The sequence below is a fragment of the Cobetia sp. 2AS genome, from assembly GCF_029846355.1.
In the GTDB taxonomy this organism is placed as follows: Bacteria; Pseudomonadota; Gammaproteobacteria; order Pseudomonadales; family Halomonadaceae; genus Cobetia; species Cobetia amphilecti.
Window position 1 is genome coordinate 65,926 of sequence record NZ_JARWKQ010000006.1, and the last position, 24,125, is coordinate 90,050.

The following is a 24,125-nucleotide window of genomic DNA, read 5'->3' on the forward strand; positions in this document are numbered from 1 at the left end:
AATGAGCGAGAACCAGCCAGAACAGACCGCCCTCAACGAAGCTCTGCCCGGCCAGCATCAGTTGATCATGACCGAGCTGATGACCCCCGACATGGCCAACTTCAGTGGCAAGGTGCACGGTGGCGCCATCCTCAAGAAGCTGGATGAAGTCGCCTACGCCTGTGCCAGTCGCTACAGCGGCAGCTACGTCGTCACCCTCTCGGTCGACCAGGTGCGCTTCAAGCAGCCGATCCACGTCGGCGAGCTGGTGACCTTCCTGGCCTCGGTCAATCACGTTGGCCGCTCCTCGATGGAGATCGGCATCAAGGTGGTCGCAGAATCCATCCAGGGACGCCTGATTCGCCATACCAACAGCTGCTATCTGACCATGGTCGCGGTCGATTCCAACGGCCAGCCGGTGCCGGTGCCGCCACTCAACCTGGAAACCCAGGAACAGAAGCTGCGCTTCCACAAGGCCGCCATCCGCAAGAAGCTGCGCAAGCAGGCCGAAGAAGAAGAGAAGCGCCAGGAATCCATCGAGTTCTGAGCGAACCCCGGCAAATGCTGCGAGCGCAATCCTGACAGTCAGCACAAGATTCGGAGTGCACCGCCCCGAGCGGATGGCGATACTGATCGTGAACCTTGCACAGCGAGATGAACGATGACATCAGTGTCCGGCGAAAAGACAGCGGCAGGCATGACGGCACCAACTGCCGCTGGCGACGCTCAAGGGTGCGATGAGGCCATCTGGCAGCGTCTGCTGGCGCGCCAGCCGATCGCCGGGGAGGCGCTGCGCTACGGCGTGATCACCACTGGCATCTTCTGTCGCATCGGCTGCCCATCCCCGGCGCCACGCCGCGACAACCTGCGCCTGTTTGCCGATTGTCACGCGGCGCGAGCCGCGGGCATGCGCGCCTGTCGGCGCTGTCATCCTGAGCAGTCCGAAAAGCCTGATCGCCCTCAGGCCGTCGAGCAGACTCGCCATCCCGTCAGGGCCACGCCTGGAGCACCGACGATGCCGGAATTGAACGCCTCACATTCATGCGCCTCCACTGCCGCCAGCTCGATACCTGCAGATGCTGCCTCAGCGCCCGCCTCGCCCTGGCCGCTGGCGGTATGCCGGCAGCTGGAGCAGGCCGTCGCCGCAGGCGAGCCCACCCCGACACTCGCAAGCCTGGCGGCGGAGCACGGGATAAGCGCCTCGCATCTTCAGCGCCGCTTCACGACACTGCTGGGCCTGTCACCTTCCGAGTACTCGGCGGGTCTGCGCCAGATGCAGTTCCATGCGCTGCTGGAGGAAGGCCATGGCGTGACCGAGGCGATCATCACCGCCGGCTATCGTTCCAGCAGTCGCGCCTATGCGCGCAGGGGCGGCATCACGCCCAGCGCCCGCCGCTCCGGCGGCCAGGGAGAAGACCTGCTGGCATTGCATTGGCCGTGTCGCTTCGGGATACCGGAGCAGTCCTGCTGGCTGAGCGCAGGACTCAGCGCGCGTGGCGTGGTCGTCATTCAGCTCAGCGACAGTCGTGAGGCGGGCCAGCAGGCGCTGGAAGCACGTCTGCCCAAAGCCAATTGGCAGCAGATGGAGGCAGACGAGCAGGACGGCAACACTCACGCGGCCAGTCGCCTGCTGCATGCCTCACTGGGGGCACGGTTGCTAGCCCTGTGTGAGCAACCGGAGACCAGTCATGCACTGCTGCTCGAACTGCCGCTGGATGTGCGTGGCACTGCCTTTCAATTGAGCGTCTGGCAGCAGCTCAACGCCACCGTGAGCGGCGACACCCTGACCTACCGCCAGCTGGCCGAGGCGCTCGAGCGGCCGACCGCCAGCCGCGCCGTCGCCAATGCCTGTGGTGCCAATCCGCTGGCTCTGCTGACACCTTGTCATCGTGTGGTACGCGGCGATGGCGGGCTCGGCGGCTATCGCTGGGGCGTGCCGCTCAAGCAGGCCAGATTGGCGCAGGAATCCGGCACCCGCCGGGAGTGACCGCGGCGAAGCGCTAGAGTGTCATGGGGCGCAGCGCAGGCGGCGCCTGCAGCTGCTCGCGCACGATTTCCAGCGCGTGGGTCAGCGCCTCACGGCTCTCGGCAGCGCTCAGGCACAGCCGGATGGCCTGCGGTGGCGGCTCATTGCCGACACAGAAGGGCTCGGCGCTGGTGACGTGCACCCCCCGCTCGGCCAATGACGCGACCATCGCCTGACTGCGCTGCCCTTCGGGCAACTCGAGCCACAGATCGAACGAGGACGGCCGCGCCGCCGGCGACCACTCCGCCAGCAGCGTGCGGGCCAGTTGCTGGCGCGCGCGCATCTCCTCCATCTGCCACTCCACCAGCTGTGTCGCGTTGCCGCTGGTCAGCCAGGCACAGACCGTCTCCATCAACAGCGGCGCCACCATCCAGCTGTGGCTGCGCAGCACTGCGCCGATGCGGGTCAGTACCTCCACCGGCGCCCGCAATACGCCCAGGCGCAGACCGCCGGCCAGCAATTTGGAGGTACTGAAGACATACAGGGTGCGCTCCGGCGCCATCTGATAGAGCCGCGTGCCGCACTCCTCGTCGGGCAGATATTGCACCCCATCTTCCAGAATCCAGAAGTCATGTTGGCGTGCGAGGGCGACCAGTGCCTCGCGCCGTGTATGAGACAACTGCGCCGCGCCCGGATTGTTCTGCTCGGCCATCACATAGACCATTCTGGGCGCCTGCTGACGACACAGCCGCGCCAGCGCCTCGACATCCATGCCGTCATCATCCAGCGGCACCCGTAACAGCTTGAGGCCACGTTCGGCGCTGGCGACGATCAACCCGGGATAGGTCAGCGCGCCGGTGACCACGGCATCCCCGGGCGCCAGCAGCGCCGACAACGCCAGCGTGATGCCATTCTGGCCGCCCTGGGTCAGCATCAGCTCCTCGGGGTCGACCGGCATGCCGAGCTCGCCCATCCAGCTCGCCAGCAACTGACGGTGGCTGCCGTCGCCGAATTCATTCTGATACTCGACACTGCGCAGCAAGGCCTCGGGTGACTGGCTGATCGCGGCCAGCGCCGCCGCCATACCCTGCTGCCGCGCGGGGTGAGGCGGTGGCAGGCTCATGGTGAGATCGATCACGCCGGACGCTGCCGGCAGCGCGCCCTCCTGCTCTGGCGCCAATCCGTAAGCCTTGCTGGCACGCAGGGCATGCCCGAAGCTGCTGAAGGACCCATGCGCGCTCCGGGTGGCGCCGTTGATGTAGGTGCCGCTCCCGACACGCGCCGACACCAGGCCACTCCGCTCGGCCTCGGCGTAGCCTCGCGTCACCGTGCCGATGGTCACGCCCAGCGCATCCGCCAGCCGTCGTTGAGGCGGCAGTCGCTCGCCTTCCTTGAGTTGGCCCGCGGCGATATCGAGGCGGATGGCCTCCGCCAGCGCACGGTAACGCGGCATGGCGGGGTCCAGGGTCGGAATCCACATTGTCATGGTGACAAAAAACCTGTTGACGGTAATTGTCATCAGATTATGCTCAAAACATGCCGCCAACAAGCCACAAAACACGGGAATGTGCCGGCATCCGCAAATTGAACCCGTACAATCAGCCACGCCACCTCGACAACGCCCACCACGCTGAAGGACACCCATGGAATCCCTCGCCTTTCTGGCCCCCGCCACGCTTTTCATGCTGTCGATGACCCTGACACCCGGCCCCAACAACGTGATGTTGACGGCCTCGGGGGCCAACTATGGTTACTGGCGCACCCTACCGCATATCTTCGGCATCCTGATCGGCTGCCTGGTGCTGTTCATCGCCATCGCGCTGGGGCTGGGGCTGGTCTTCGAGCGTTATCCCATCGTGCAGACGCTGCTGAAGGTGCTGGGCAGTGCCTACCTGCTCTACCTGGCCTGGAAGATCGCCACCGCCCCGCCACCTGACTTCGCCAGCCAGCAGGATGCGCGTCCGATGACCTTCCTCGCGGCGTGCCTGTTCCAGTTCGCCAACCCCAAGGCCTGGGTGATGGGCATGGCGCTGATGGCAAGCTTTCTGCCCGAGGAAGGCCCGGCACTGCTCAACGCCGTATTGCTGGCAGGCTTCGCGGAACTGGTCGCGCTGCCGTGCATCTCGCTGTGGGCGGGCTTCGGAACCGCCATCGGGCGCCTGTTGAATACCGAGCGCGCCTGGAAGATCTTCAACCGCGTGATGGGCGTACTGACCGCTTCCTGCGTGGTGATGATCCTCGGCTGACCTCAGCCTGCGTCTGGAGTACGCGGATGACACCGGAGCGTCGAACACTGTTCGAATAATCACTGTTCATGCAGGCGAGGTTGGTTAGACTGTCGAGACGCCAATTCCACGCTCGCACAGGACGCTCCCTGCATGCTGACACTCTACGGTGATCGCCGCTCCGGCAACTGCTACAAGGTCGAGCTGCTGCTGCACCTGCTCGAACGCCATCATCACTACATCGAGGTCGATATTCTGGCCGGCGACACCCGCACGCCGGAATTCCTGACCCGCAATGTCAATGGCAAGATTCCGCTGCTGGAGCTGCATCGCGGCGAGACACTGTCAGAGTCGAACGCCATCCTGAATTACCTCGCCGATGGCAGTGACTATCTGCCGAGTGACCCCTTCCTGCGCGCCAAGGTGCTGCAGTGGCAGTTCTTCGAGCAGTACAGCCATGAGCCGTACATCGCCACCGCCCGCTTCATCAATCGCTACCTCGGCCTCCCCGACGAGCGCCGCGCCGAGTACGCCGCCAAGCAGGATGGCGGCAAGCGCGCCCTGCGCGTGATGGAGCACCATCTCGCCGAGCATGACTGGCTGGTCGGGGACCGATTCACGATTGCCGACATTTCCCTTTATGCTTATACGCATGTTGCCGATGAAGGCGGCTTCGCGCTGGATGACTATCCCGCCATTCAGGCGTGGCTGGCACGCGTCGCGGCGCAGCCGGGGCATTTCGATATCCCGCGGGACTGATAGGATATGGCATCCCCGACGACCGCCGTTTGCCAGGACACACGATGCCAACCTTGACCTATCGTCCGATGACACCGGAAGACCACCCTGCCTTCATCGCCATGATGGAGGCGACTCCCGGCGTGGTCATCCGCGATGCCGACCGCCATGCCCCTGTCGCCCGCTATCTGGCGCGCAACCCCGGCATGAGCCACCTGGCCTTTCTCGATGAGCGCCTGGTCGGCTGCGCCATGGCGGGCCATGACGGCAAGCGCGGCTATCTTCAGCATGTGATGACGGCACCGGACATGCGTGGCCAGGGCATCGCCAGCACGCTGGTCGACCGCTGTCTGGCAGCCCTGGCCAGCGAAGGCATCGACAAGGTGCATCTGGATACCCTGCACGACAACCATGACGCTCATCGCTTCTGGGAGCGTCTTGGCTGGTCCAACCGCAATGCCGAGATCGTGCGCTTCTCGCGCATTCTGGTGGACAACCCCAACGCCTGAGACAGCCGCCTTCTATTCGGACGACCGCTAAGCAAGCCCGACGACCGCCAAGCAAGCCCGACGACGACTGAGCAAGCCCGACGACCGCTGAGCAAGGAGCTCTACCGTGCAATTTCTCGAAAATGACGACCTCGGCAAGCTGATACTGCGCCTGATGCTGGGCCTGCTGTTGCTGTTTCATGGCCTCTCGAAATTGCTCGGTGATGGCGGCACGCTGAGCTGGATCGCCGGCGAGCTCGAGAATCTGGGCATCCCGGGCGTGGTGGCCTATGGCGTCTACATTGGCGAGATCATCGCGCCCATCATGCTGGTGCTCGGCGTGCACTCGCGCATCGCCGGACTGATCGTGGTCGCCAACATGCTGTTCGCCTTTGCCGTGGCACACATGGGCCAGCTGTTGAGCCTGTCGCCCTCCGGCGGCTGGGCGCTGGAGCTGCAAGGCTTCTTCCTCGCCAGCGCCCTGACCATCGTCTTTCTCGGCAGCGGCCGCTTCGCGGTACAGGAGGACTGATGGCCGACGTCGTCACCGCCAGCACCTATTGCGAGAATGCTCCCCGGCACCCGATTCATGGCCCTTATCATGACCATGAATACGGCTTTCCGGTCAGCGATGACCGGGTGCTGTTCGAACGCTTCGTGCTCGAGATCAATCAGGCCGGCCTCTCCTGGCTGACGGTGCTCAAGAAGCGCGCGGCCTTCCGCGAGGCCTTCGAGGATTACGATATCGCGCGTATCGCCGCCTACGGGGACGAGGATTGCGTGCGCCTGCTCAGCAATGCCGGCATCATTCGCAACCGGCTCAAGATCAATGCCGTGATCCACAACGCAGGCGTGGTGATGCAGCTCAAGGATTCCCACGGCAGCTTCAGTGCATGGCTGGATGCCCATCATCCACAACCGCTGTCGGCCTGGGTCAAGCTGTTCAAGAAGACCTTCCGCTTCACCGGCCCCGAGATCGTCAACGAGCTGCTGATGAGCTGCGGCTATCTGCCTGGCTGTCATCGTGATGACTGTCCGGTGCAGGCACGCGTGCTGGATGCCGGCCCGCGCTGGGCCGAGCCGGGCGCCCTGGCGGCGATCCGTGCAGATGACTGACGCCTGCTCCCACGCCTCCCGCTCTCTTCTTCCTCACAGGTAGCCCACGCATGGACTCCCTCACCCAGATCTGTCTCGGGGCCGTCGTTGGCGGCGCCGTCATGGCGCCGGCCATTCCCCGCCTGCCCGGCCCGAAACGCGGCGCGGCCATCCGCTATGCACTGCTCGGCGGTGCGGCACTCGGCACCCTGCCCGACCTCGACGTGATGATCGACTATGGCGACGCAGTCGCCAATTACACCCATCACCGCGGCTTCAGCCATTCCCTGCCGGTGCTGGCGCTTTTGGGCCTCGTGCTCGGCTGGCTACTGGCACGCCTGCCAAGGCTGGCGAGTCTCGGCCGTGGGCGGCTGATCGCCTACTGCGTGCTGTGCCTGGTCACCCACCCGCTGCTGGACAGCTTCACCACCTACGGCACCCAGCTGCTGTGGCCGTGGCCCAGCCGCCCCATCAGTCTGGCCAGCGTCTTTATCATCGACCCGCTCTACACCCTGCCGCTACTGATCACCGGCCTGTGGGTGGCGATTCGTGGTCGCGCCGGGCATCTGTTGAGCGCGGGCCTCATGCTCTCGAGCCTCTATCTGGGCTGGGGGCTGGCCGCCAAGAGCTGGGTCGAACATCGCGTGGCGCCGCTGCTGGCCAGCCAAGGCTTCGCCGACGCTCCGCGCATGGTGCAGCCGACTCCCTTCAACAGCCTGCTGTGGCGTGTCAGCGCAACCACGCCGCAGGCGGATCACGAGTGGATGGTCAGCGTGTTCGACTCCGATGCGCAGCTGGCGTATCTCGCACGCCGTGATTTTCCGCGCCATCCGACGCTGGATGCCGAGGTCGCGAAGCTGGAGGACGGCCAGCGTCTGCGCTGGTTCGCGGCGCCCTATCTGCGCGCGAGCCGCGAGCAGACCCCAGAGGGTGAGACGCTGCTGGCAGTGACCGATACACGCCTGGGCTCACCCGGCTATCACCCCTTCCGCTTTGCCCTCGCACGCCAGAACGCCGCGGGGGAATGGCAAGGGCTCGAGGACAGCCAGCGCCTGCCCAGCCGGCCTGTCGATCGCGCCGCCCTGCTAAGCCTCTGGCAGGCCGTCCACGACCCGCAGACGCGCATGCAGCCGAATCAGCGCACCGTCTCTGCCACGCCCTCAAATCCCTCGGCCGAGACAAGATAAAGCGCCGCTGATGAAGGCCCGAGATACGACAACGCCCGCCATGGTAGCCATGGCGGGCGTTGTCGTATCAGTGCTGTGGTGACGATCAGCCGAGGTACTTGATCATCACCCCCGCAGCAACCGCCGAGCCGATCACGCCGGCCACGTTCGGCCCCATGGCATGCATCAACAGGAAGTTGTGCGGGTTGTACTCGAGCCCGACCTTGTTGGAGACACGTGCCGCCATCGGCACCGCCGAGACACCGGCCGACCCGATCAGCGGATTGATCGGTGTCTTGGAGACCTTGTTCATCAGCTTGGCCATCAGTACCCCGCAGGCCGTGCCGATACCGAAGGCGACCACGCCGAGGGCCAGAATGCCCAGCGTCTCCACCGCCAGGAACTTGTCGGCCTGCAGCTTGGAGCCCACCGACAGTCCCAGGAAGATGGTGGTGATGTTGATCAGTGCGTTCTGCGCGGTATCCGACAGACGCTCCACCACACCACACTCGCGCATCAGGTTACCGAAGCAGAACATGCCCAGCAGCGGTGCGGCGTCCGGCAGCAGCATCGCCACCATGATCAGCAGCACCAGCGGGAACAGGATCTTCTCGGTCTTGGACACCGGGCGCAGCTGGGTCATGACCAGGCTGCGTTCCTTGGCGGTGGTCAGCGCGCGCATGATCGGCGGCTGGATCATCGGCACCAGTGCCATGTAGGAGTAGGACGCCACGGCGATCGCGCCCAGCAGCTCCGGCGCCAGCAGACTGGCGACATAGATGGAGGTCGGGCCGTCCGCACCGCCGATGATGCCGATGGCCGCCGACTGCTGCAGGCTGAAGTCCATCAGGCCCATCGAGGTCAACGCCACCGCGCCCAGCAGGGTCGCGAAGATGCCGAACTGCGCCGCCGCACCGAGGAACAGGGTCTTGGGATTGGCCAGCAGCGGGCCGAAGTCCGTCATCGCGCCCACGCCCATGAAGATCACCAGCGGCGCGATGCCGGAGGCGATCGCCACGCTGTAGAAGCTGTAGAGCATGCCGTTGGAGAAGCCGCCATCCAGCGCCATGTTGCTGGCCTGCTGCTTGAGCGCGGCGGGAATCTCGCCATGCAGCGCCTGCTCCACCGCGTGACGTGCCTCATCCAGCGGCAGGCTGGCGATGTTGACGTTGAGCAGATTGGCCATCGAAGCCAGAAGCTCCGGCTTGCCGAGATGGGCCGCCTGCTCGGCGGCAGACAGCGCCAGCCCGGCTTCCGGGATGTTGGCCAGAATGCCGCCGAAGCCGATCGGCACCAGCAGCAGGGGTTCGAAGTTCTTGCGGATCGCCAGATAAAGCAGGCCAAGGCCGATGACGATCATCGCCAGCTGGCCGAAGCTCATGTTGTAGAGCCCCGAGCCGTGCCAGAGGTTGAGTATCTTGTCCATGTCGTGTCGCCTTGCAGAGGAGCATCACCGACCGGCCCGCCGCGCATGACGACGGGCCGGACACACCGGCTCAGAGGGTGATCAGAACGTCGCCGACACTGACACTGTCGCCTTCCTTGACCTTCACCGCGGAGACGGTACCGGCCTGGTGGGCACGGATCTCGGTCTCCATCTTCATCGCCTCGAGGATGATGACCACATCCCCTTCGGCCACGCTGTCACCGACACTGACATTGACCTTGAAGATGTTGCCCGCCAGCGGCGCACTCACCGGCTCACCGGAGGCGGCCTGTGCGGCAGGTGCCGCCGCTACGGCTGCCGGAGCAGGCGCCGCTGGCGCGCTGGCCTGCACCTGGGTGATGTCTCCACCCTCGGCGACCTCGACCACATACTGCTTGCCGTTGACGTTCAGGGTGTAGGTCTGCGGACCGCTCGACGCGGCTTGAGTACTGACGGCTGGAGCACTGGAGACCGGCGCACTTGCAGCCTTGGACGCCTTGTCATCGACAGCCTGCGGGGCGGGCTCGAAGGCATCCGGGTTGCCACGGTTGCGCAGGAACTTGAGGCCGATCTGCGGGAACAGCGCGTAGGTCAGCACATCATCGGTCTCGCGCTCGCCGCCTTCCAGCGTGATGCCCTCTTCACTGGCCTTGCCCTTGAGCTCCTCACGCAGACGCTCCATCTCCGGCGTCAGGTTGTCGGCCGGGCGGCAGGTGATCGGCTCGCCGCCTTCCAGCACGCGGGACTGAAGCTCACTGTCGAAGGGCGCCGGTGCCGCGCCATATTCGCCCTTGAGCAGCGCCTGCACTTCCTTGGAGATCGACTTGTAGCGCTCGCCCATCATCACGTTCATCACCGACTGAGTGCCGACGATCTGTGAGGTCGGGGTCACCAGCGGGATATAGCCCAGGTCCTTGCGCACCCGCGGAATCTCGGCGAGCACGTCATCCAGCTTGTCACCGGCGCCCTGCTCCTTGAGCTGGCTTTCCATGTTGGTGAGCATGCCACCCGGCACCTGCGCGACCAGGATGCGCGAGTCGATACCGCGCAGACTGCCCTCGAAGGCCGCGTATTTCTTGCGCACTTCGCGGAAATAGCCGGCGATATCCTCGAGCTTCTCGAGATCGAGCCCGGTATCGCGCTCGGTTCCCGCCAGCATCGCGACCACGGATTCCGTCGGGCTATGGCCGTAGGTCATCGACATGGAAGAGATGGAGGTGTCGACGTTGTCGATGCCCGCCTCGATGGCCTTGAGGGCCGTGGCGGTGGAAAGCCCGGTGGTGGCGTGGCATTGCATGTGGATCGGGATCGACAGGCTCGCCTTGAGGCGCGAGACCAGTTCAAAGGCGGTGTACGGCGTCAGCAGGCCTGCCATGTCCTTGATCGCCAGCGACTGGGCGCCCATGGACTCGATCTTCTGCGCCAGCTCGACCCACATCTCCAGGGTGTGCACGGGGCTCACGGTGTAGGAGATGGTGCCCTGGGCATGCTTGCCCTGATCCAGTACCGCCTTGAGCGGACGCTCGAGGTTGCGCGGGTCATTCATGGCATCGAAGACACGGAAGACATCGACACCGCTGGTCGCGGCGCGCTTGACGAAGGTATCCACCACATCATCGGCGTAGTGACGATAGCCGAGCAGGTTCTGTGCGCGCAGCAGCATCTGTTGCTGGGTCTTGGGCATCGCTTCCTTCAGGGCACGAATGCGCGCCCAGGGGTCTTCGCCCAGGTAGCGAATGCAGGCGTCGAAGGTCGCACCGCCCCAGCTCTCCAGCGACCAGAAGCCGATGTCGTCCAGCTTGGCGGCGATCGGCAGCATGTCATCGAGGCGCATGCGCGTGGCCAACAGTGACTGATGCGCGTCGCGCAGTACCACATCCGTGATGCCCAGCGGTTGCTTGTCCATGAGTGATCCCTTGTTCTTTATATTGTGGATATCGAGTTCTGCGCGCGCTGCAGGCTGCCTGTTGCGTCAGCCTGCAACACAGAATATTGCACTCGGGGGGAGGTCTACCCACCGTACTGCTCGTGATAGAATCGCCGCCTGCTACTCTTGGCAGTGGTCAGACGCTCGGCAGAGCCCAGACGCTATCGGCGAAGCCGCGCAAGCGTCAGTGCCTGTGCTGGTCCTGCCGGAAGCGGTGAATCGCCGCGGCCATGACGGCCGTCAGTTCGCTGTCGTCCTCTGCCGCAGGGGCCGGGGCAGCCGGCGCCCGCGCAGCACCTGGCGCAGCGGGCACTGGTGCGGGCGCGAAGCGATCCACCAGCCTGGCCATCGCCATCATGGCGACCACCAGCAGACTTAGAAACACGAACACGAACCCCATCCCGAACACCATCAGGTTCAAGCCTTCACCGAGCAGATCATTCTCTTGCATGCCAGTGTCCTCGAGTCTTTCTCGTTATCGAGCCGCACTACGGCGCAGCGCCTGCGCTGAACGCCAATGCCTTCGGTCACGCCGGACACGGCACGACGGATAGGCTCCGCCGCCGATAGCCTCTGTCGGTATGCCCATGCAGCTGCATTCAATGCTTGTTGGTCGCTCTAAAGTGCCTGATTCCACGGCAATTGCAATGACACCATCGTTGACCCCACAGGCCCTCGCGCGGGCCGGCCGCATCGGCATCGCGCCGATGGAAGGCGTGATAGATGACATCACGCGCGAATGTCTCACTGGCCTTGGCGGCTACGACTGGTGCGTGACGGAATTCGTGCGCGTGACCCACGTCAAGTTACCGCCGCGCGTCTTCAAGCGCATCTGTCCGGAGCTGCTCGACGCCTCCCCGACACAGACGGCCCGTACACGACACGAGACCCCGGTCGCCCTGCAGCTGCTGGGAGCCGACCCCGAGGCACTGGGCATCAATGCCCGCGTCGCCGCGCGTCTGGGTGCGCCAAGCGTCGATATCAATTTCGGCTGCCCGGCCAAGACCGTCAACCGACATGATGGTGGCGCGGCGCTGCTGCGCTCGCCGGAACGCGTCTTCCGCGCGGTGGAAGGCGTGCGCAAGGCACTCGAGGGGACGGGCGTGCCGGTCACCGCCAAGATTCGTCTCGGCTTCAATGATCGGCGCCTGGCGCTGGCCTGCGCTCAGGCAGCCGAGGCAGGCGGTGCGACCCAGCTGGTGGTGCATGGGCGCACCAAACAGGAAGGCTATCGCCCACCGGCGCATTGGGAATGGATCGGCAAGATCACCTCCGAGCTTTCCATTCCGGTGGTCGCCAATGGCGATATCTGGGATATGCACTGCTACTGGCGGGCGCGCTCCCTGTCCGGCTGTCGCGATGTCATGCTGGGGCGGGCCGCCCTGGCTGACCCCTTCCTGGCGGCGCGCATCAAGCATTGGCAGGCGACCGGAGAGCTGCTGCCCGAGACGGACTGGACACAGCGTGCGCAGGTGCTGCTCTCCCATGCTGAGCGCTGCGCTCACCTCCCCGACAAGGTGATGGTGCCGCTACTCAAGCAGTGGATGAACATGATGCGCCAGAGCGGCAACGCGGAAGCCGAAAGCCGTTTCCAGGCCATCAAGCGCCACAAGGAGCGCGCCGAGTTCTTCACCGGCCTGGTGGCCGGCACTGCGCTGGAGCTGGCGCCAAGCCTTCTGACGTCGGTGACTCGCATGCCGGAGCCGGCTCAGGCACCAGAATCGCCTCAGGCATCGGAAACGGAAGCCGCGACCACCCCGGCCTGAGCCTGAACTGGAACCTGAGCCGGAACCGAAACCGAAACCTGAACATCAGCACCGGCCAACACCCGATCCGGCCGCTGCCCCGATCAGTGAACCAAAAAAAGGGCGCCCCTCGCGAAAAGGGCGCCCTGGCGATCGTCCGCCCGAAGGCGTGACATCACAGTCAAGGAAAGCGGTAGAACACTCAGATCATCAGCAATGCGGGGATCGGGGCCGTGCAGGCGGCGATCACTCGGCGCTGATCTTGCCTCAGAGCCTTGCTTCAGAGCCTTGTTTAAGAACCTTGCCTCAAAGCCTGGCTTCTTTCATTGCCTGACTTTTCTTCAGACGAAGAAAAACCCGCTTCAGTGAAGCGGGTTTTTCAATTGGCGCGCCCTGGAGGATTCGAACCTCCGACCGCCTGATTCGTAGTCAGGTACTCTATCCAGCTGAGCTAAGGGCGCATAAACCTTGAAATCTGTGGCCTGAGCATTTCAAATGACTTCAGGACTTTATCGTGCGAGTACCGCGTCTTTCCAACTTCATGTCTTGCGTTGCAGTGGCGCGCCCTGGAGGATTCGAACCTCCGACCGCCTGATTCGTAGTCAGGTACTCTATCCAGCTGAGCTAAGGGCGCATCTTACTGCATTTGTACCTAATGGCGGAGAGAGAGGGATTCGAACCCTCGATAGGGCTATAAACCCTATACTCCCTTAGCAGGGGAGCGCCTTCAGCCACTCGGCCACCTCTCCTCATCAGGTACGGCGCATATCTTACTCATTTGATTGGGCTTTGTCCAGCCCCTGTGTCGATTTTTTGGCTTCGATGCTGAACATCTCATCACCACTCGACAACAGGCTCGAGGCTGCGCGCCCCCAAGCAATCTCCCCGCATGAACCAGAACATGACGATGGCTAGCCTGTCGTCGCGTCTCGTTCGAGGGAGCGGGCATATTACCGAACCAGAATCGGCTTGTCTCCCCCTTTTTGAGAAAAAAGCCAAATTTTTCCCTTACGGAACACAGACTTGAACAAGCCGCCCTCTCATCACCCCGCATGAGCCGCTGCTCATGGAGGTACGTACGCCGTTGTTCATGAGCTAGGCGGGCCGCCCTCGCCTGCACCAGGCCCACAAACGCGAACGCCAGCCATGGGGACAATGGCTGGCGTTCATCGGGTCGTGCAGGATCGTGCGACGTGCAGGCGCAGCATGCCGTCAGGCGATGGCATCGCCATTGTCTTCTTTCTCACGCTGGATGCGCTGATAGATCTCTTCTCGATGGACGGCAACGTCCTTGGGCGCGTTCACACCGATACGCACCTGATTACCTTTCACTCCGAGAACGGTGACAGTGATGTCGTCTCCGATCATCAGAGTTTCACCCACTCTACGGGTCAGGATGAGCATGACTGATCTCCTTGTCAGAAATTCAAAACAGCTGGGACTTCAACGGGATGTGGAGGCGGCGATCGACCGGGACAAGTCGACCACCCTGATGCATGAAGCTCGAATTATGCGCTATGCATGCTCCGACGGCCAATGCCATACCTTCATCACACCCGATAGACACGTTGAATGAAAGCGCCCGATGCACAGACTGACATTCAGAAGAATGACAGAAAATGCATCGGGCGCTATCGACTTCACGTGCCGCACGTCTGCCAGACCAATATCCCCGGCCTGGGCACCGACGCTTTACGACTTGGGCAAGTCATTGATTGTCGGTGTCTTTACGACTTCCTTGCTGCACGCTCCGTGGTGAGACTCAGGCAGTCTCGTCGCTGATCGCTTCTGCATCCAGCCCGAAAGCGGTGTGCAGGGAGCGAACCGCCAGCTCCATGAATTTCTCGTCGATCAGGACGGAAATCTTGATCTCTGAAGTGGAGACCATGCGGATATTGATGCCTTCTTCCGCCAGCACGCGGAACATCTTGGAGGCGACACCGGCGTGAGAACGCATGCCGACACCGACCAGCGAGACCTTGGCGATGTTGTCATCACCGCGCATCTCACCACCACCGACGGACGGAATCACCGTCTCGGTCAGGATACGCTGGGTCGCCTTGAAGTCGGTCTTGGCGACGGTGAAGGAGAAGTCAGTGGTATTGCCGTCCGGAGAGACGTTCTGGACGATCATGTCGATTTCGATGTTGGAATCGGCGATCGGGCCCAGAATCTTGGAAGCGACACCCGGGATATCCGGCGTGTTGAGCAGAGTCAGCTTGGCTTCGTTGACATTGAAGGCGATGCCGGAGATCAGCGGTTCTTCCATGTTGTCTTCTTCCTCAGCGACGATCAGGGTACCCGGGCCATCCTCGAAGGAAGACAGCACACGCAGGGGAACATTGTACTTGCCGGCGAATTCCACCGAACGGATCTGCAGGATCTTGGAGCCCAGGCTCGCCATTTCCAGCATTTCCTCGACGGTCACCGTTTCCAGACGACGTGCCTTGGAGCACACGCGCGGGTCAGTGGTATAGACACCATCGACATCGGTGTAGATCTGGCACTCATCCGCCTTCAGTGCGGCAGCCAGTGCGACACCGGTGGTGTCAGAGCCACCACGACCCAGCGTCGTGATGTTGCCCTCTTCATCGACACCCTGGAAGCCTGCCACCACGACCACCTTGCCATCGTCGAGGTCTTCACGCAGGTCATCGGTATCGATGTGCTGGATACGCGCCTTGGTGTGCGCGCTATCGGTGCGGATTCCCACCTGCGCCCCTGTGTAGGAGGTCGCGTCGACGCCGATCTTCTGCAGCGCCATGGCCAGCAGGGAAATGGTGACCTGCTCGCCAGTGGAGACCAGCATGTCCATCTCGCGCGGTGTCGGGTCATCATTGATCTCGCTGGCGAGACCGATCAGTCGGTTGGTCTCGCCACTCATGGCAGAGACGACCACGACAATCTGATGGCCTTCATCGCGGAATCGCTTGACCTTCTCGGCGACGGCCTTGATCCGCTCCACCGAGCCGACCGAAGTGCCTCCGAACTTCTGAACGTATAGCGCCATGTGCGTTTCCGTTATCCGTGTCCGTTTGCGTTGTCCCCACATGAAGCTCATGTGAGCCCAAAAAGAGGCCGGGTCTCCTCAAGAGGAGCCCGGCCTTCATCTTGTACTGTCAGCCCAGCTGGGCGTCTACCCATGATGGCACACCGGCCAGTGCGCCCGGAAGCGAGGCGGCGTCACTGCCACCGGCCTGGGCCATGTCAGCACGACCGCCACCCTTGCCGCCGACCTGCTCGGCCACGTGACGCACCAGGTCACCCGCCTTGACGCGTGAGGTCAGGTCATCGGTGACACCGGCAATCAGGCTGACCTTGTCACCGTCCGCGACGCCGAGCACCAGAATGCCGGAGCCGAGCTTGGACTTGAGGTCATCCATCAGGCCACGCAGCTCCTTGCCGGAGACGCCTTCGACCTGCTTGGCCAGCACCTTGATGCCCTGGACATTCGCGATGTCGCTGAGCATGTCGCTGGCCGAAGCGGACGCCAGCTTGGCCTTGAGGCGTTCAAGCTCCTTCTCGAGGCCGCGGTTGCGCTCCAGCAGGCTGCCGACGCGCTCCTCGACCTGCTCCGGCTTGGCCTTGAGACGCTCACCGAGGCGAGCCAGAGTCGCTTCCTGCGCGAGCAGGAAGTCACGCGCGGCGCGACCGGTGATGGCCTCGATACGACGCACGCCGGACGCGATGCCGGTCTCGGCGAGAATGTGCATCTGGCCGATGTCGCCGCTGCGCTTGACGTGAGTCCCACCGCACAGCTCGATGGAGAAGGCATCCTGACCGATGGTCAGCACGCGGACTTCCTCACCATACTTGGCATCGAAGAGAGCCGCTGCGCCGCGCGCCTTAGCCTCATCGAGGCTCATGAACTCGATGGTGGTCTCGGCGTTGGCCAGGATCTGCGCGTTGACGATGCGCTCGACCTCGGACAGCTGCTCGGCCGTCATCGCCTCAAAGTGGCTGAAGTCGAAGCGCAGACGCTCGGCCGTGACCAGCGAGCCCTTCTGCTGAACGTGCTCGCCCAGCACCAGACGCAGCGCTTCGTGCAGCAGGTGCGTGGCGGAGTGGTTGCGCACGGAAGCCGCGCGCAGCTCGGCATCGACCTGCGGACGCACCTTGTCACCGACCTTGAGAGCGCCTTCGATCAGCACACCGTGATGCAGGTGATGGCCAGTCTGCTTCTGGGTATCGCTGACCTGGAAGCGGCCGCCATCCAGATGCAGATAACCGGTGTCACCGGCCTGGCCACCTGACTCGCCGTAGAACGGGGTGGTATCGAGTACCACGATGCCCTTGGTGTCCACCTCGAGCTGCTCGACGGCATTGCCTTCGGCGTCGAACAGCGAGGTGACGGTGGCTTCCCCTTCCAGCTGGTCGTAACCGGTGAAGACGGTCTCGCCTTCCAGCACCAGGTTGGCGGAGTAGTCGCCGCCGAAGTTGCTGGCGGCACGGGCGCGATCACGCTGTGCTTCCAGGGCCGCCTGGAAACCTGCCTCATCGAGGATCAGCTCGCGCTCGCGGCAGATGTCGGCGGTCAGGTCATACGGGAAGCCGTAGGTGTCGTAGAGCTTGAAGATGGTCTCGCCGTCGAGGGTATTGCCCTCGAGGCCAGCGATGGCTTCTTCAAGAAGCTTCATGCCATGTTCCAGCGTACGTGCGAACTGCTCTTCTTCCTTGAGCAGCACACGTTCGATCTGCTCGCGTGCGGCGCGCAGTTCCGGATAGGCATCGCCCATCTCGCTGTCCAGAGCCGCGACCAGCTTGTAGAAGAAGCTGCCACGCGCCCCCAGCTTGTGACCGTGACGCACGGCGCGACGGATGATGCGACGCAGCACGTAGCCACGGCCTTCGTTGGACGGCAGCACGCCATCGGCGATCAGGAAGGCACACGAGCGGATGTGGTCAGCCACCACGCGCAGTGACGGCGTGGCGATGTTGTCGTGACCGATGATCTCGGCTGCTGCGGCCAGCAGATTCTGGAACAGGTCGATCTCGTAGTTGGAGTGCACGCCCTGCATCACGGCCGCGACACGCTCCAGGCCCATGCCGGTATCGATGGACGGCTTGGGCAGCGGGTGCAGCGTGCCCTCGGCGTCACGATCGAACTGCATGAAGACCAGGTTCCAGATCTCGATGTAGCGATCGCCGTCCTCGTCCGGGCTGCCCGGCGGGCCACCGGCGACGTCTTCGCCGTGGTCATAGAAGATCTCGGAGGACGGACCACACGGACCGGTGTCGCCCATCTGCCAGAAGTTGTCCTCGTCGAGACGCGAGAAGCGGTTTTGATCGATGCCGACCTCGTTGAACCAGATGTCACGGGCTTCGTCATCGCTGACGTGCACGGTGACCCACAGCTTCTCCTTCGGCAGGCCGAGTTCTTCGGTCAGAAACTTCCAGGCGAACTGGATGGCTTCGCGCTTGAAGTAGTCGCCGAAGCTGAAGTTGCCCAGCATCTCGAAGAAGGTGTGGTGACGGGCGGTATAGCCGACGTTGTCCAGGTCATTGTGCTTGCCACCGGCGCGCACGCAGCGCTGCGCGGAGGTCGCACGGCTGTAGCCACGCGGGTCACGGCCCAGGAAGACATCCTTGAAGGGCACCATGCCGGCGTTAGTGAACAGCAGGGTCGGGTCGTTGTTCGGCACCAGGGAGCTGGTGGGAACGATGGTATGGCCCTGCTTCTCGAAATAGGTCAGGAAGGCGTTTCTGATTTCTGCGCTTTTCATAGAGGTTCCGTAGCGATGTGCGTAAAGACGCTCCGGGGGTCTTCTGCATGACTTCCGCATGGTTTCTGCATATTCATCCATGTGGGTATGCATGGAGGTGCAATGAAAAGCATGAAAGAAGGCGCCTGCCCCGTGCCGTCGCAAGACGACCTAGTATAACGCCTGTTCGCGCAAGCTAAAGGGGGGGAAATGTCTTGAAGCGCCGGTTTGCGCGTCATGAGAGCCAAACAGTCGCCCGCCAGCTAGCCTTCTTCGCCCTCATCACTCCAGGCGGACTCCATGGCATAGCGCAGCTGCTCATAGTCGAAGCCGCGCTGGAGCAGAAAGCGTTCGCGCCGTGCACGCTCCTTGTGCCCCTCGCCGGGGCCGGAGAAGCGCCTGGCCAGCGTCTCGCGCGCCAGTTCGAAGAAATCCACCGCCTCGACATGACCGAAGGCATCCGGCGTCGGGTCACTGGCGGCACGCATCACGGCATTGAGCGTCTCGCTATCGATACCACGCTGGCGAAGCTCCTGCTGGATACGCCTCGGCCCCTGCCCGCGCAGCACTCGCGTCCGCAGGAAGCTGGCGGCAAAGCGCTCATCGGATTGCAGGCCCTCCTCGGCCATGCGCTCCAGCACCTCCTCGATCAGCAGCTCGACCTCATCGCGACTCAAGGCCGCCTGTGTGCCCTCCTCGCCCGCGGCTTGCCGCTGTGCCAACTCGTCATCGCTGACCGCCCGCAGGTAGTCACGCTCCTTGAGATAGTCGTGCAGCTCGCGGCGACTATGTTCGCGGCGCGCCAGACGCGCGATGGCATCATTGCGCGCACGCCGTTGCGGCGTCATCGCGCCTGAGTCGAGCGGTTGATACTCAGGCCCACCCATTTCAGCGCTGTCATCGTGCATGGTCATGCTCCCCGGGGTTGAGCAGAAGGACATCGATGGACGTGAACGCAAGGCGCCCGCCTCCGAGTCATCGGGGCGGGCGCCTTGGGATCATCTCACCGGGTCGGAAACGACACGGTGCGATGACGCCAGCCTGGCGGCTGGCGCTCTAGCTCTTTCTTCTGGACGAACCTCAATCGAGATCGATATCCAGGTCGTCTTCACTCTCGGCGGCCGCGGTCTCTTTCGGCTCTTCCTTGGTTTCCGGTGCTGCCAGCAACTGTGCGCGGATCTGGGTTTCAATCTCCTCCATGATGGCGGGATTGTCTTCCAGGTACTGGGCGGAGTTGGCCTTGCCCTGACCGATCTTGCTGCCCTGATAGCTGTACCAGGCGCCTGACTTGCCGACCAGACCACACTGCACGCCCAGGTCGATCACCTCACCGGCGTGATAGATGCCCTTGCCGTAAAGAATCTGGAACTCGGCCTGACGGAACGGCGGCGCGACCTTGTTCTTGACGACCTTGACGCGGGTCTCGTTACCGGTGACTTCATCACCGGACTTCACGGAACCGGTACGACGGATATCCAGACGCACACTGGCGTAGAACTTCAGTGCGTTACCGCCCGTCGTGGTTTCGGGGCTGCCGAACATCACGCCGATCTTCATGCGGATCTGGTTGATGAACACCACCATGCAGTTGGCGTTCTTGATGTGACCCGTCACCTTGCGCAGCGCCTGGGACATCAGACGCGCCTGCAGGCCGACGTGGGAGTCGCCCATCTCGCCTTCGATCTCGGCACGCGGCGTCAGTGCCGCCACGGAGTCGACGATGATGACGTCAACGCCGCCGGAACGTACCAGCATGTCGACGATCTCGAGCGCCTGCTCACCGGTGTCCGGCTGGGAGACCAGCATCTCGTCCAGATTGACGCCCAGCTTCTCGGCGTAGGACGGATCCAGCGCGTGCTCGGCATCGATGAAGGCACAGACCTTGCCCTGCTTCTGCGCCTGGGCGATGACCGAGAGGGTCAGTGTCGTCTTGCCCGAGGATTCCGGGCCGTAGATCTCGACCACGCGCCCGAAGGGCAGGCCGCCGATGCCGAGTGCGATATCCAGCCCCAGAGAACCGGTGGAAACCGACGGGATGGCCACACGCGGGGCATCGCCCATGCGCATGACGGCGCCCTTGCCGAACTGGCGCTCGATCTGGGACAGCGCCGCGTTCAGCGCCTTGGTACGATTGTCGTCCTTTGCCATGTGGCCTCCTGTCGAACGGCGGAGCCACACGGGCTGCCACCTGGAATAGAGAATTCTGTCACTGAGAGCTGAGCAGACACCGTCAGACTAGCGGCTGAGGTGTCGTGGCAAAACCCTGTATACATGGACAGTATAATGCCGCAAGTTGCGTCACTCTGCCAGTCCGGTGATGCGCTTTTTCAGGCAGCACCCTCAACGCGGGGCTTGCATCGGGCTCACGCGTCTTCGGTGCCGATCTGCAAGGCCTCCACGCGCTCGATCAAGCCCTGCAACGCCTCCCGCACGGCGGCGTCGCGTACGGCCTGCCGGTCGCCGGGAAAGTGACAGCAGCGTGCCTGCTGGCGCATCTCGCTCCCCCACGCCAGCCATACGGTGCCGACGGGCTTCTCGTCACTTCCCCCGCCGGGGCCGGCCACACCGCTGATCGCCACCCCCAGCTCAGCGCCGCTTTCGCGACAGGCGCCCCTCACCATCTCGCACACGACTGCCTCGGAGACGGCACCGAATGTTTCAAGCGATGCCTCACTGACCCCCAGCAGGCGCTGCTTGGTGGCATTGGAATAGGTAACGTAGCCCGCATCGAAATAGCTGGAGCTGCCGGCAATCGCCGTGATCGCCGCGCTCACCCCGCCCCCGGTGCACGACTCGGCGGTGGTGACACGCACGCCGCGCGCGACCGCCAGCGCCTGCAGCTGCTCAGCCAGGGCATTCGCGCACGCAGCCTCGGGGGTCGTACCAGTCAATTGGCTCACGAACTTTCTCCTTGTGGAGGTCATCGGGTGAAAAGGGCAGCGAGCAGGAGACATCACAGGCATTGGAGCCGGCCGCGCCAGTCCGTAGAATATCGCGCATCCCGCATGCCGTGCTCTCGCATGTGTGCTTTTTCCCATTGCAGTGCAGTCAAGGAAGTCCATGGCCATGGCCAAGAACAGCGCGCCCCAGATGACGCCGATGATGACGCAGTACATGAAGATCAAACGCGAGCACCCCGGCGTGCTGCTGTTCTATCGCATGGGCGACTTCTATGAACTGTTTCATGAGGACGCCAAGCGCGCAGCACAACTGCTCGATATCACGTTGACGGCGCGCGGCAGCTCCGGTGGCTCACCGATCCCCATGGCAGGGGTGCCCTACCACAGCGCCGAAGGCTATCTGGCACGCCTGGTCAAGATGGGCGAATCGGTGGCCATCTGTGAGCAGATCGGTGACCCGGCGACCAGTAAGGGACCTGTCGAGCGCAAGGTCGTGCGTATCGTCACCCCGGGGACACTGCATGATGAGGCGCTGCTGGATGCCAGCCGTGACAACCTGCTGGTGGCGCTGCACCGTGATGGCGAGACCTGGGGCCTGGCCGCTCTCGAGCTCTCTTCCGGTCGCTTCAGCGTGCTCGAGGTCAATGGTGATGACGAGCTGCTGGCCGAGATCCAGCGTCTGTCGCCTGCCGAAGTCATGGTCGGCGAAAGCCGTACCCTCCCCGCCAGCCTGGCCTCGCGCCCGGGCCTGACCCGCCAGAGCGATTGGCACTTCGATCACGAGACTGCCTTGCGCCTGCTGTGCGATCAGTTCGGCGTCCAGGACCTCAACGGCTTCGGCTGCAGCCACCTGACGCGCGCCGTCACGGCAGCCGGCGCCCTGCTCGACTATGCTCGCGACACCCAGCGTACCGGCCTGCCCCACGTGACCGCGCTGGCCGTCGAGAGCCGCGATGACTCGGTGGTGATCGATGCCGCCAGCCGTCGCAACCTCGAGATCGATACCAACCTGGGCGGCACCAGCGACAACACGCTGGCAAGCGTGTTGGACGTCACCGCGACCGCGATGGGTTCACGCCTGCTCAAGCGCTGGCTCAACCGCCCGCTGCGCGATCAGCTCCAGATCGGCCAGCGTCAGGCGGCGGTGCAACGTCTGCTGGATGGCGACTATCCCTTCGAGCTGCAAGGCCTGCTCAAGCGCATCGGCGATGTGGAGCGCATCCTCGCCCGTGTCGCGCTGCGCAGCGCACGCCCCCGTGACCTGGCACGCCTGCGCGATGGCCTCAACACCCTGCCCGAGCTGCGCGCCGTGCTCGCCAGCGTCGAAAAAGGCAGCGCCATCGATGACCTGCGCGATGCCATCCGCCTGTTCCCGGCACTTTCCGCGATGCTCAGCGAGGCGCTGGTCGAGAATCCGCCGGTAGTGTTGCGCGATGGTGGCGTGATCGCCGATGGCTACGACGATGAGCTGGACGAGTATCGCGGCCTGTCCGAGAACGCCGGCCAGTATCTGGTCGCACTCGAGACCCGCGAGCGTGAGCGCACCGGCCTGAGCAACCTCAAGGTCGGCTACAACCGCGTGCATGGCTACTTCATCGAGCTGCCGCGCTCGCAATCGGCCGAGGCCCCGCCGGAATACATCCGTCGCCAGACCCTCAAGAATGCCGAGCGCTTCATCATCCCCGAGCTCAAGGAATTCGAGGACAAGGCACTGTCCGCCAAGTCCAAGTCACTGGCGCGCGAGAAGCTGCTGTATGAGCACCTGCTGGATGATTTGAATACCGAACTGGATGGCCTGCAGCAGACGGCCCGTGCGCTGGCGTCACTGGATGTGCTGACCGCCTTCGCCGATCGCGCTGCCGCACTCGATTTCGTGCGCCCTGAACTCAGCGAGACCCCGGGCATCGATATCGAAGGCGGACGCCATCCGGTGGTCGAGCATGTCAGCGATCATCCCTTCGTCCCCAACGATGTGCGCTTCGATGATACGCGGCGCATGCTGGTGATCACCGGCCCCAACATGGGCGGTAAGTCCACCTACATGCGCCAGACGGCACTGATCGCTCTGCTCGCGCATACCGGCAGCTTCGTGCCGGCATCACGGGCCTGCATCGGCCCGCTGGACCGTATCTTCACGCGCATCGGCTCCTCGGACGACCTGGCCGGCGGCCGCTCGACCTTCATGGTCGAGATGACCGAGACCGCCAGCATCCTGCACAACGCCACTGACGAGAGCCTGGTGTTGATGGATGAAATCGGCCGTGGCACCTCGACCTTCGATGGCCTGTCACTGGCATGGGCCAGCGCCGAGCATCTGGCACGCACGCGTGCCTTCACCCTGTTCGCGACCCATTACTTCGAGATGACGGCGCTGCCCGAGCATGCCGATGCCGTCGCCAACGTGCATCTGACGGCCGCTGAGCACGGCGATGGCATCGTCTTCATGCACCGTGTCGAGGAAGGCCCTGCCAGCCAGAGCTATGGCCTGCAGGTGGCCCAGCTGGCCGGGGTGCCGCAGAGCGTCATCCTGCGGGCACGCGAGAAGCTGACCAGCCTGGAGCAGCAGGAAGTCGATCGTCCGCAGGTGGCGCGCGAGGATGCGCTGGGCCAGCCGGTACCGCAGCAGAATGACCTGTTCGCGGCACCGCCGCATCCGGTCGTCGAGGCCCTCAATGGTCTTGACCCGGATGATCTGAGCCCCAAGCGAGCGCTGGAGCTGATCTACGAATGGCACCGTCAGCGCTGAGCGCCGTCACACCGAGCCAGCG

The 24,125-nt window shown here is 63.7% G+C and carries 20 protein-coding genes and 3 tRNA genes; 10 read left to right on the top strand and 13 right to left on the bottom strand.

Annotated elements, in window-relative coordinates; translation table 11 throughout:
• Position 1: 1 nt before the first annotated feature.
• Both QD356_RS15120 and QD356_RS15125 read left to right on the top strand, forming a co-directional pair.
• Positions 2-526: an acyl-CoA thioesterase gene (locus QD356_RS15120; RefSeq protein WP_043332919.1), complete on the top strand. Its 525-nt coding sequence runs from the start codon at positions 2-4 to the stop codon at positions 524-526.
• Positions 527-676: 150 nt separating this feature from the next.
• Positions 677-1,966 carry a methylated-DNA--[protein]-cysteine S-methyltransferase gene (locus tag QD356_RS15125; RefSeq protein WP_192839143.1) on the top strand — a complete coding sequence of 430 codons (1,290 nt, stop codon included), beginning with the start codon at positions 677-679 and terminating at the stop codon, positions 1,964-1,966.
• Positions 1,967-1,979: 13 nt separating this feature from the next.
• Here QD356_RS15125 and QD356_RS15130 read toward each other — a convergent pair whose 3' ends face one another.
• The gene (locus QD356_RS15130) at positions 1,980-3,431 is read right to left on the bottom strand and encodes a PLP-dependent aminotransferase family protein (protein WP_192839144.1); all 1,452 of its coding nucleotides are present in this window, start codon (positions 3,429-3,431) and stop codon (positions 1,980-1,982) included.
• Between the two features lie 157 nt (positions 3,432-3,588).
• Here QD356_RS15130 and QD356_RS15135 point away from each other — a divergent pair, with 157 nt between their 5' ends.
• The 6 genes from QD356_RS15135 (at position 3,589) to QD356_RS15160 (ending at position 7,678) form a co-directional block, all read left to right on the top strand.
• Positions 3,589-4,191: a LysE family translocator gene (locus tag QD356_RS15135; RefSeq protein WP_043332923.1), complete on the top strand. Its 603-nt coding sequence runs from the start codon at positions 3,589-3,591 to the stop codon at positions 4,189-4,191.
• A 132-nt stretch (positions 4,192-4,323) separates the two neighbouring features.
• Positions 4,324-4,929 carry a glutathione S-transferase family protein gene (locus QD356_RS15140; protein WP_043332924.1) on the top strand — a complete coding sequence of 202 codons (606 nt, stop codon included), beginning with the start codon at positions 4,324-4,326 and terminating at the stop codon, positions 4,927-4,929.
• A 44-nt stretch (positions 4,930-4,973) separates the two neighbouring features.
• Positions 4,974-5,417, top strand: a complete 444-nt coding sequence (locus QD356_RS15145; protein WP_107335943.1) for a GNAT family N-acetyltransferase — start codon at positions 4,974-4,976, stop codon at positions 5,415-5,417.
• A gap of 106 nt (positions 5,418-5,523) precedes the next feature.
• The gene (locus QD356_RS15150) at positions 5,524-5,928 is read left to right on the top strand and encodes a DoxX family protein (protein WP_279878243.1); all 405 of its coding nucleotides are present in this window, start codon (positions 5,524-5,526) and stop codon (positions 5,926-5,928) included.
• The gene (locus QD356_RS15155; RefSeq protein ID WP_192839145.1) at positions 5,928-6,512 is read left to right on the top strand and encodes a DNA-3-methyladenine glycosylase I; all 585 of its coding nucleotides are present in this window, start codon (positions 5,928-5,930) and stop codon (positions 6,510-6,512) included. The genes QD356_RS15150 and QD356_RS15155 overlap by 1 nt, the downstream gene beginning before the upstream one ends.
• Positions 6,513-6,562: 50 nt before the next feature.
• Positions 6,563-7,678 carry a metal-dependent hydrolase gene (locus QD356_RS15160; RefSeq protein ID WP_192839146.1) on the top strand — a complete coding sequence of 372 codons (1,116 nt, stop codon included), beginning with the start codon at positions 6,563-6,565 and terminating at the stop codon, positions 7,676-7,678.
• Positions 7,679-7,763: 85 nt separating this feature from the next.
• Here QD356_RS15160 and QD356_RS15165 read toward each other — a convergent pair whose 3' ends face one another.
• From QD356_RS15165 to QD356_RS15175, 3 genes are all read right to left on the bottom strand, one after another.
• Positions 7,764-9,083, bottom strand: coding sequence for a sodium ion-translocating decarboxylase subunit beta (locus QD356_RS15165; RefSeq protein WP_192839147.1), 1,320 nt, complete (start codon positions 9,081-9,083; stop codon positions 7,764-7,766).
• Positions 9,084-9,153: 70 nt separating this feature from the next.
• Positions 9,154-10,989, bottom strand: coding sequence for a sodium-extruding oxaloacetate decarboxylase subunit alpha (oadA, locus tag QD356_RS15170; RefSeq protein ID WP_192839148.1), 1,836 nt, complete (start codon positions 10,987-10,989; stop codon positions 9,154-9,156).
• Positions 10,990-11,194: 205 nt separating this feature from the next.
• Positions 11,195-11,461: an OadG family protein gene (locus QD356_RS15175; protein ID WP_153636585.1), complete on the bottom strand. Its 267-nt coding sequence runs from the start codon at positions 11,459-11,461 to the stop codon at positions 11,195-11,197.
• Between the two features lie 256 nt (positions 11,462-11,717).
• Between QD356_RS15175 and QD356_RS15180 the strand changes: the two genes are divergently transcribed.
• Complete coding sequence (locus tag QD356_RS15180; protein WP_192839195.1) at positions 11,718-12,776, top strand: tRNA-dihydrouridine synthase family protein; 1,059 nt, start codon at positions 11,718-11,720, stop codon at positions 12,774-12,776.
• 363 nt (positions 12,777-13,139) lie between these two features.
• On the opposite strand, the gene QD356_RS15185 is transcribed toward QD356_RS15180, so the two are convergent.
• From QD356_RS15185 to QD356_RS15225, 9 genes are all read right to left on the bottom strand, one after another.
• A tRNA-Arg gene (locus QD356_RS15185) sits at positions 13,140-13,216 on the bottom strand.
• A 96-nt stretch (positions 13,217-13,312) separates the two neighbouring features.
• Positions 13,313-13,389: transfer RNA gene (locus tag QD356_RS15190), tRNA-Arg, on the bottom strand.
• Positions 13,390-13,411: 22 nt separating this feature from the next.
• Positions 13,412-13,504: transfer RNA gene (locus QD356_RS15195), tRNA-Ser, on the bottom strand.
• 463 nt (positions 13,505-13,967) lie between these two features.
• On the bottom strand, positions 13,968-14,159 hold the full coding sequence (gene csrA, locus QD356_RS15200; RefSeq protein ID WP_043332937.1) for a carbon storage regulator CsrA: 192 nt from the start codon (positions 14,157-14,159) through the stop codon (positions 13,968-13,970).
• Positions 14,160-14,517: 358 nt separating this feature from the next.
• Entirely contained in the window at positions 14,518-15,765 is a 1,248-nt protein-coding gene (locus QD356_RS15205) for an aspartate kinase (protein ID WP_043332939.1), read from the bottom strand.
• A gap of 109 nt (positions 15,766-15,874) precedes the next feature.
• Positions 15,875-18,478, bottom strand: coding sequence for an alanine--tRNA ligase (alaS, locus tag QD356_RS15210; RefSeq protein ID WP_054556500.1), 2,604 nt, complete (start codon positions 18,476-18,478; stop codon positions 15,875-15,877).
• Positions 18,479-18,720: 242 nt separating this feature from the next.
• Entirely contained in the window at positions 18,721-19,305 is a 585-nt protein-coding gene (locus QD356_RS15215; protein ID WP_192839196.1) for a regulatory protein RecX, read from the bottom strand.
• Positions 19,306-19,537: 232 nt separating this feature from the next.
• Positions 19,538-20,605: a recombinase RecA gene (recA, locus tag QD356_RS15220; RefSeq protein WP_192839149.1), complete on the bottom strand. Its 1,068-nt coding sequence runs from the start codon at positions 20,603-20,605 to the stop codon at positions 19,538-19,540.
• A 215-nt stretch (positions 20,606-20,820) separates the two neighbouring features.
• On the bottom strand, positions 20,821-21,309 hold the full coding sequence (locus QD356_RS15225) for a CinA family protein (protein WP_225996636.1): 489 nt from the start codon (positions 21,307-21,309) through the stop codon (positions 20,821-20,823).
• A 214-nt stretch (positions 21,310-21,523) separates the two neighbouring features.
• On the opposite strand from QD356_RS15225, the gene mutS reads away from it, so the two are divergent.
• Positions 21,524-24,103, top strand: a complete 2,580-nt coding sequence (gene mutS, locus QD356_RS15230) for a DNA mismatch repair protein MutS (protein ID WP_192839150.1) — start codon at positions 21,524-21,526, stop codon at positions 24,101-24,103.
• The last annotated feature ends 22 nt before the right edge of the window (positions 24,104-24,125 follow it).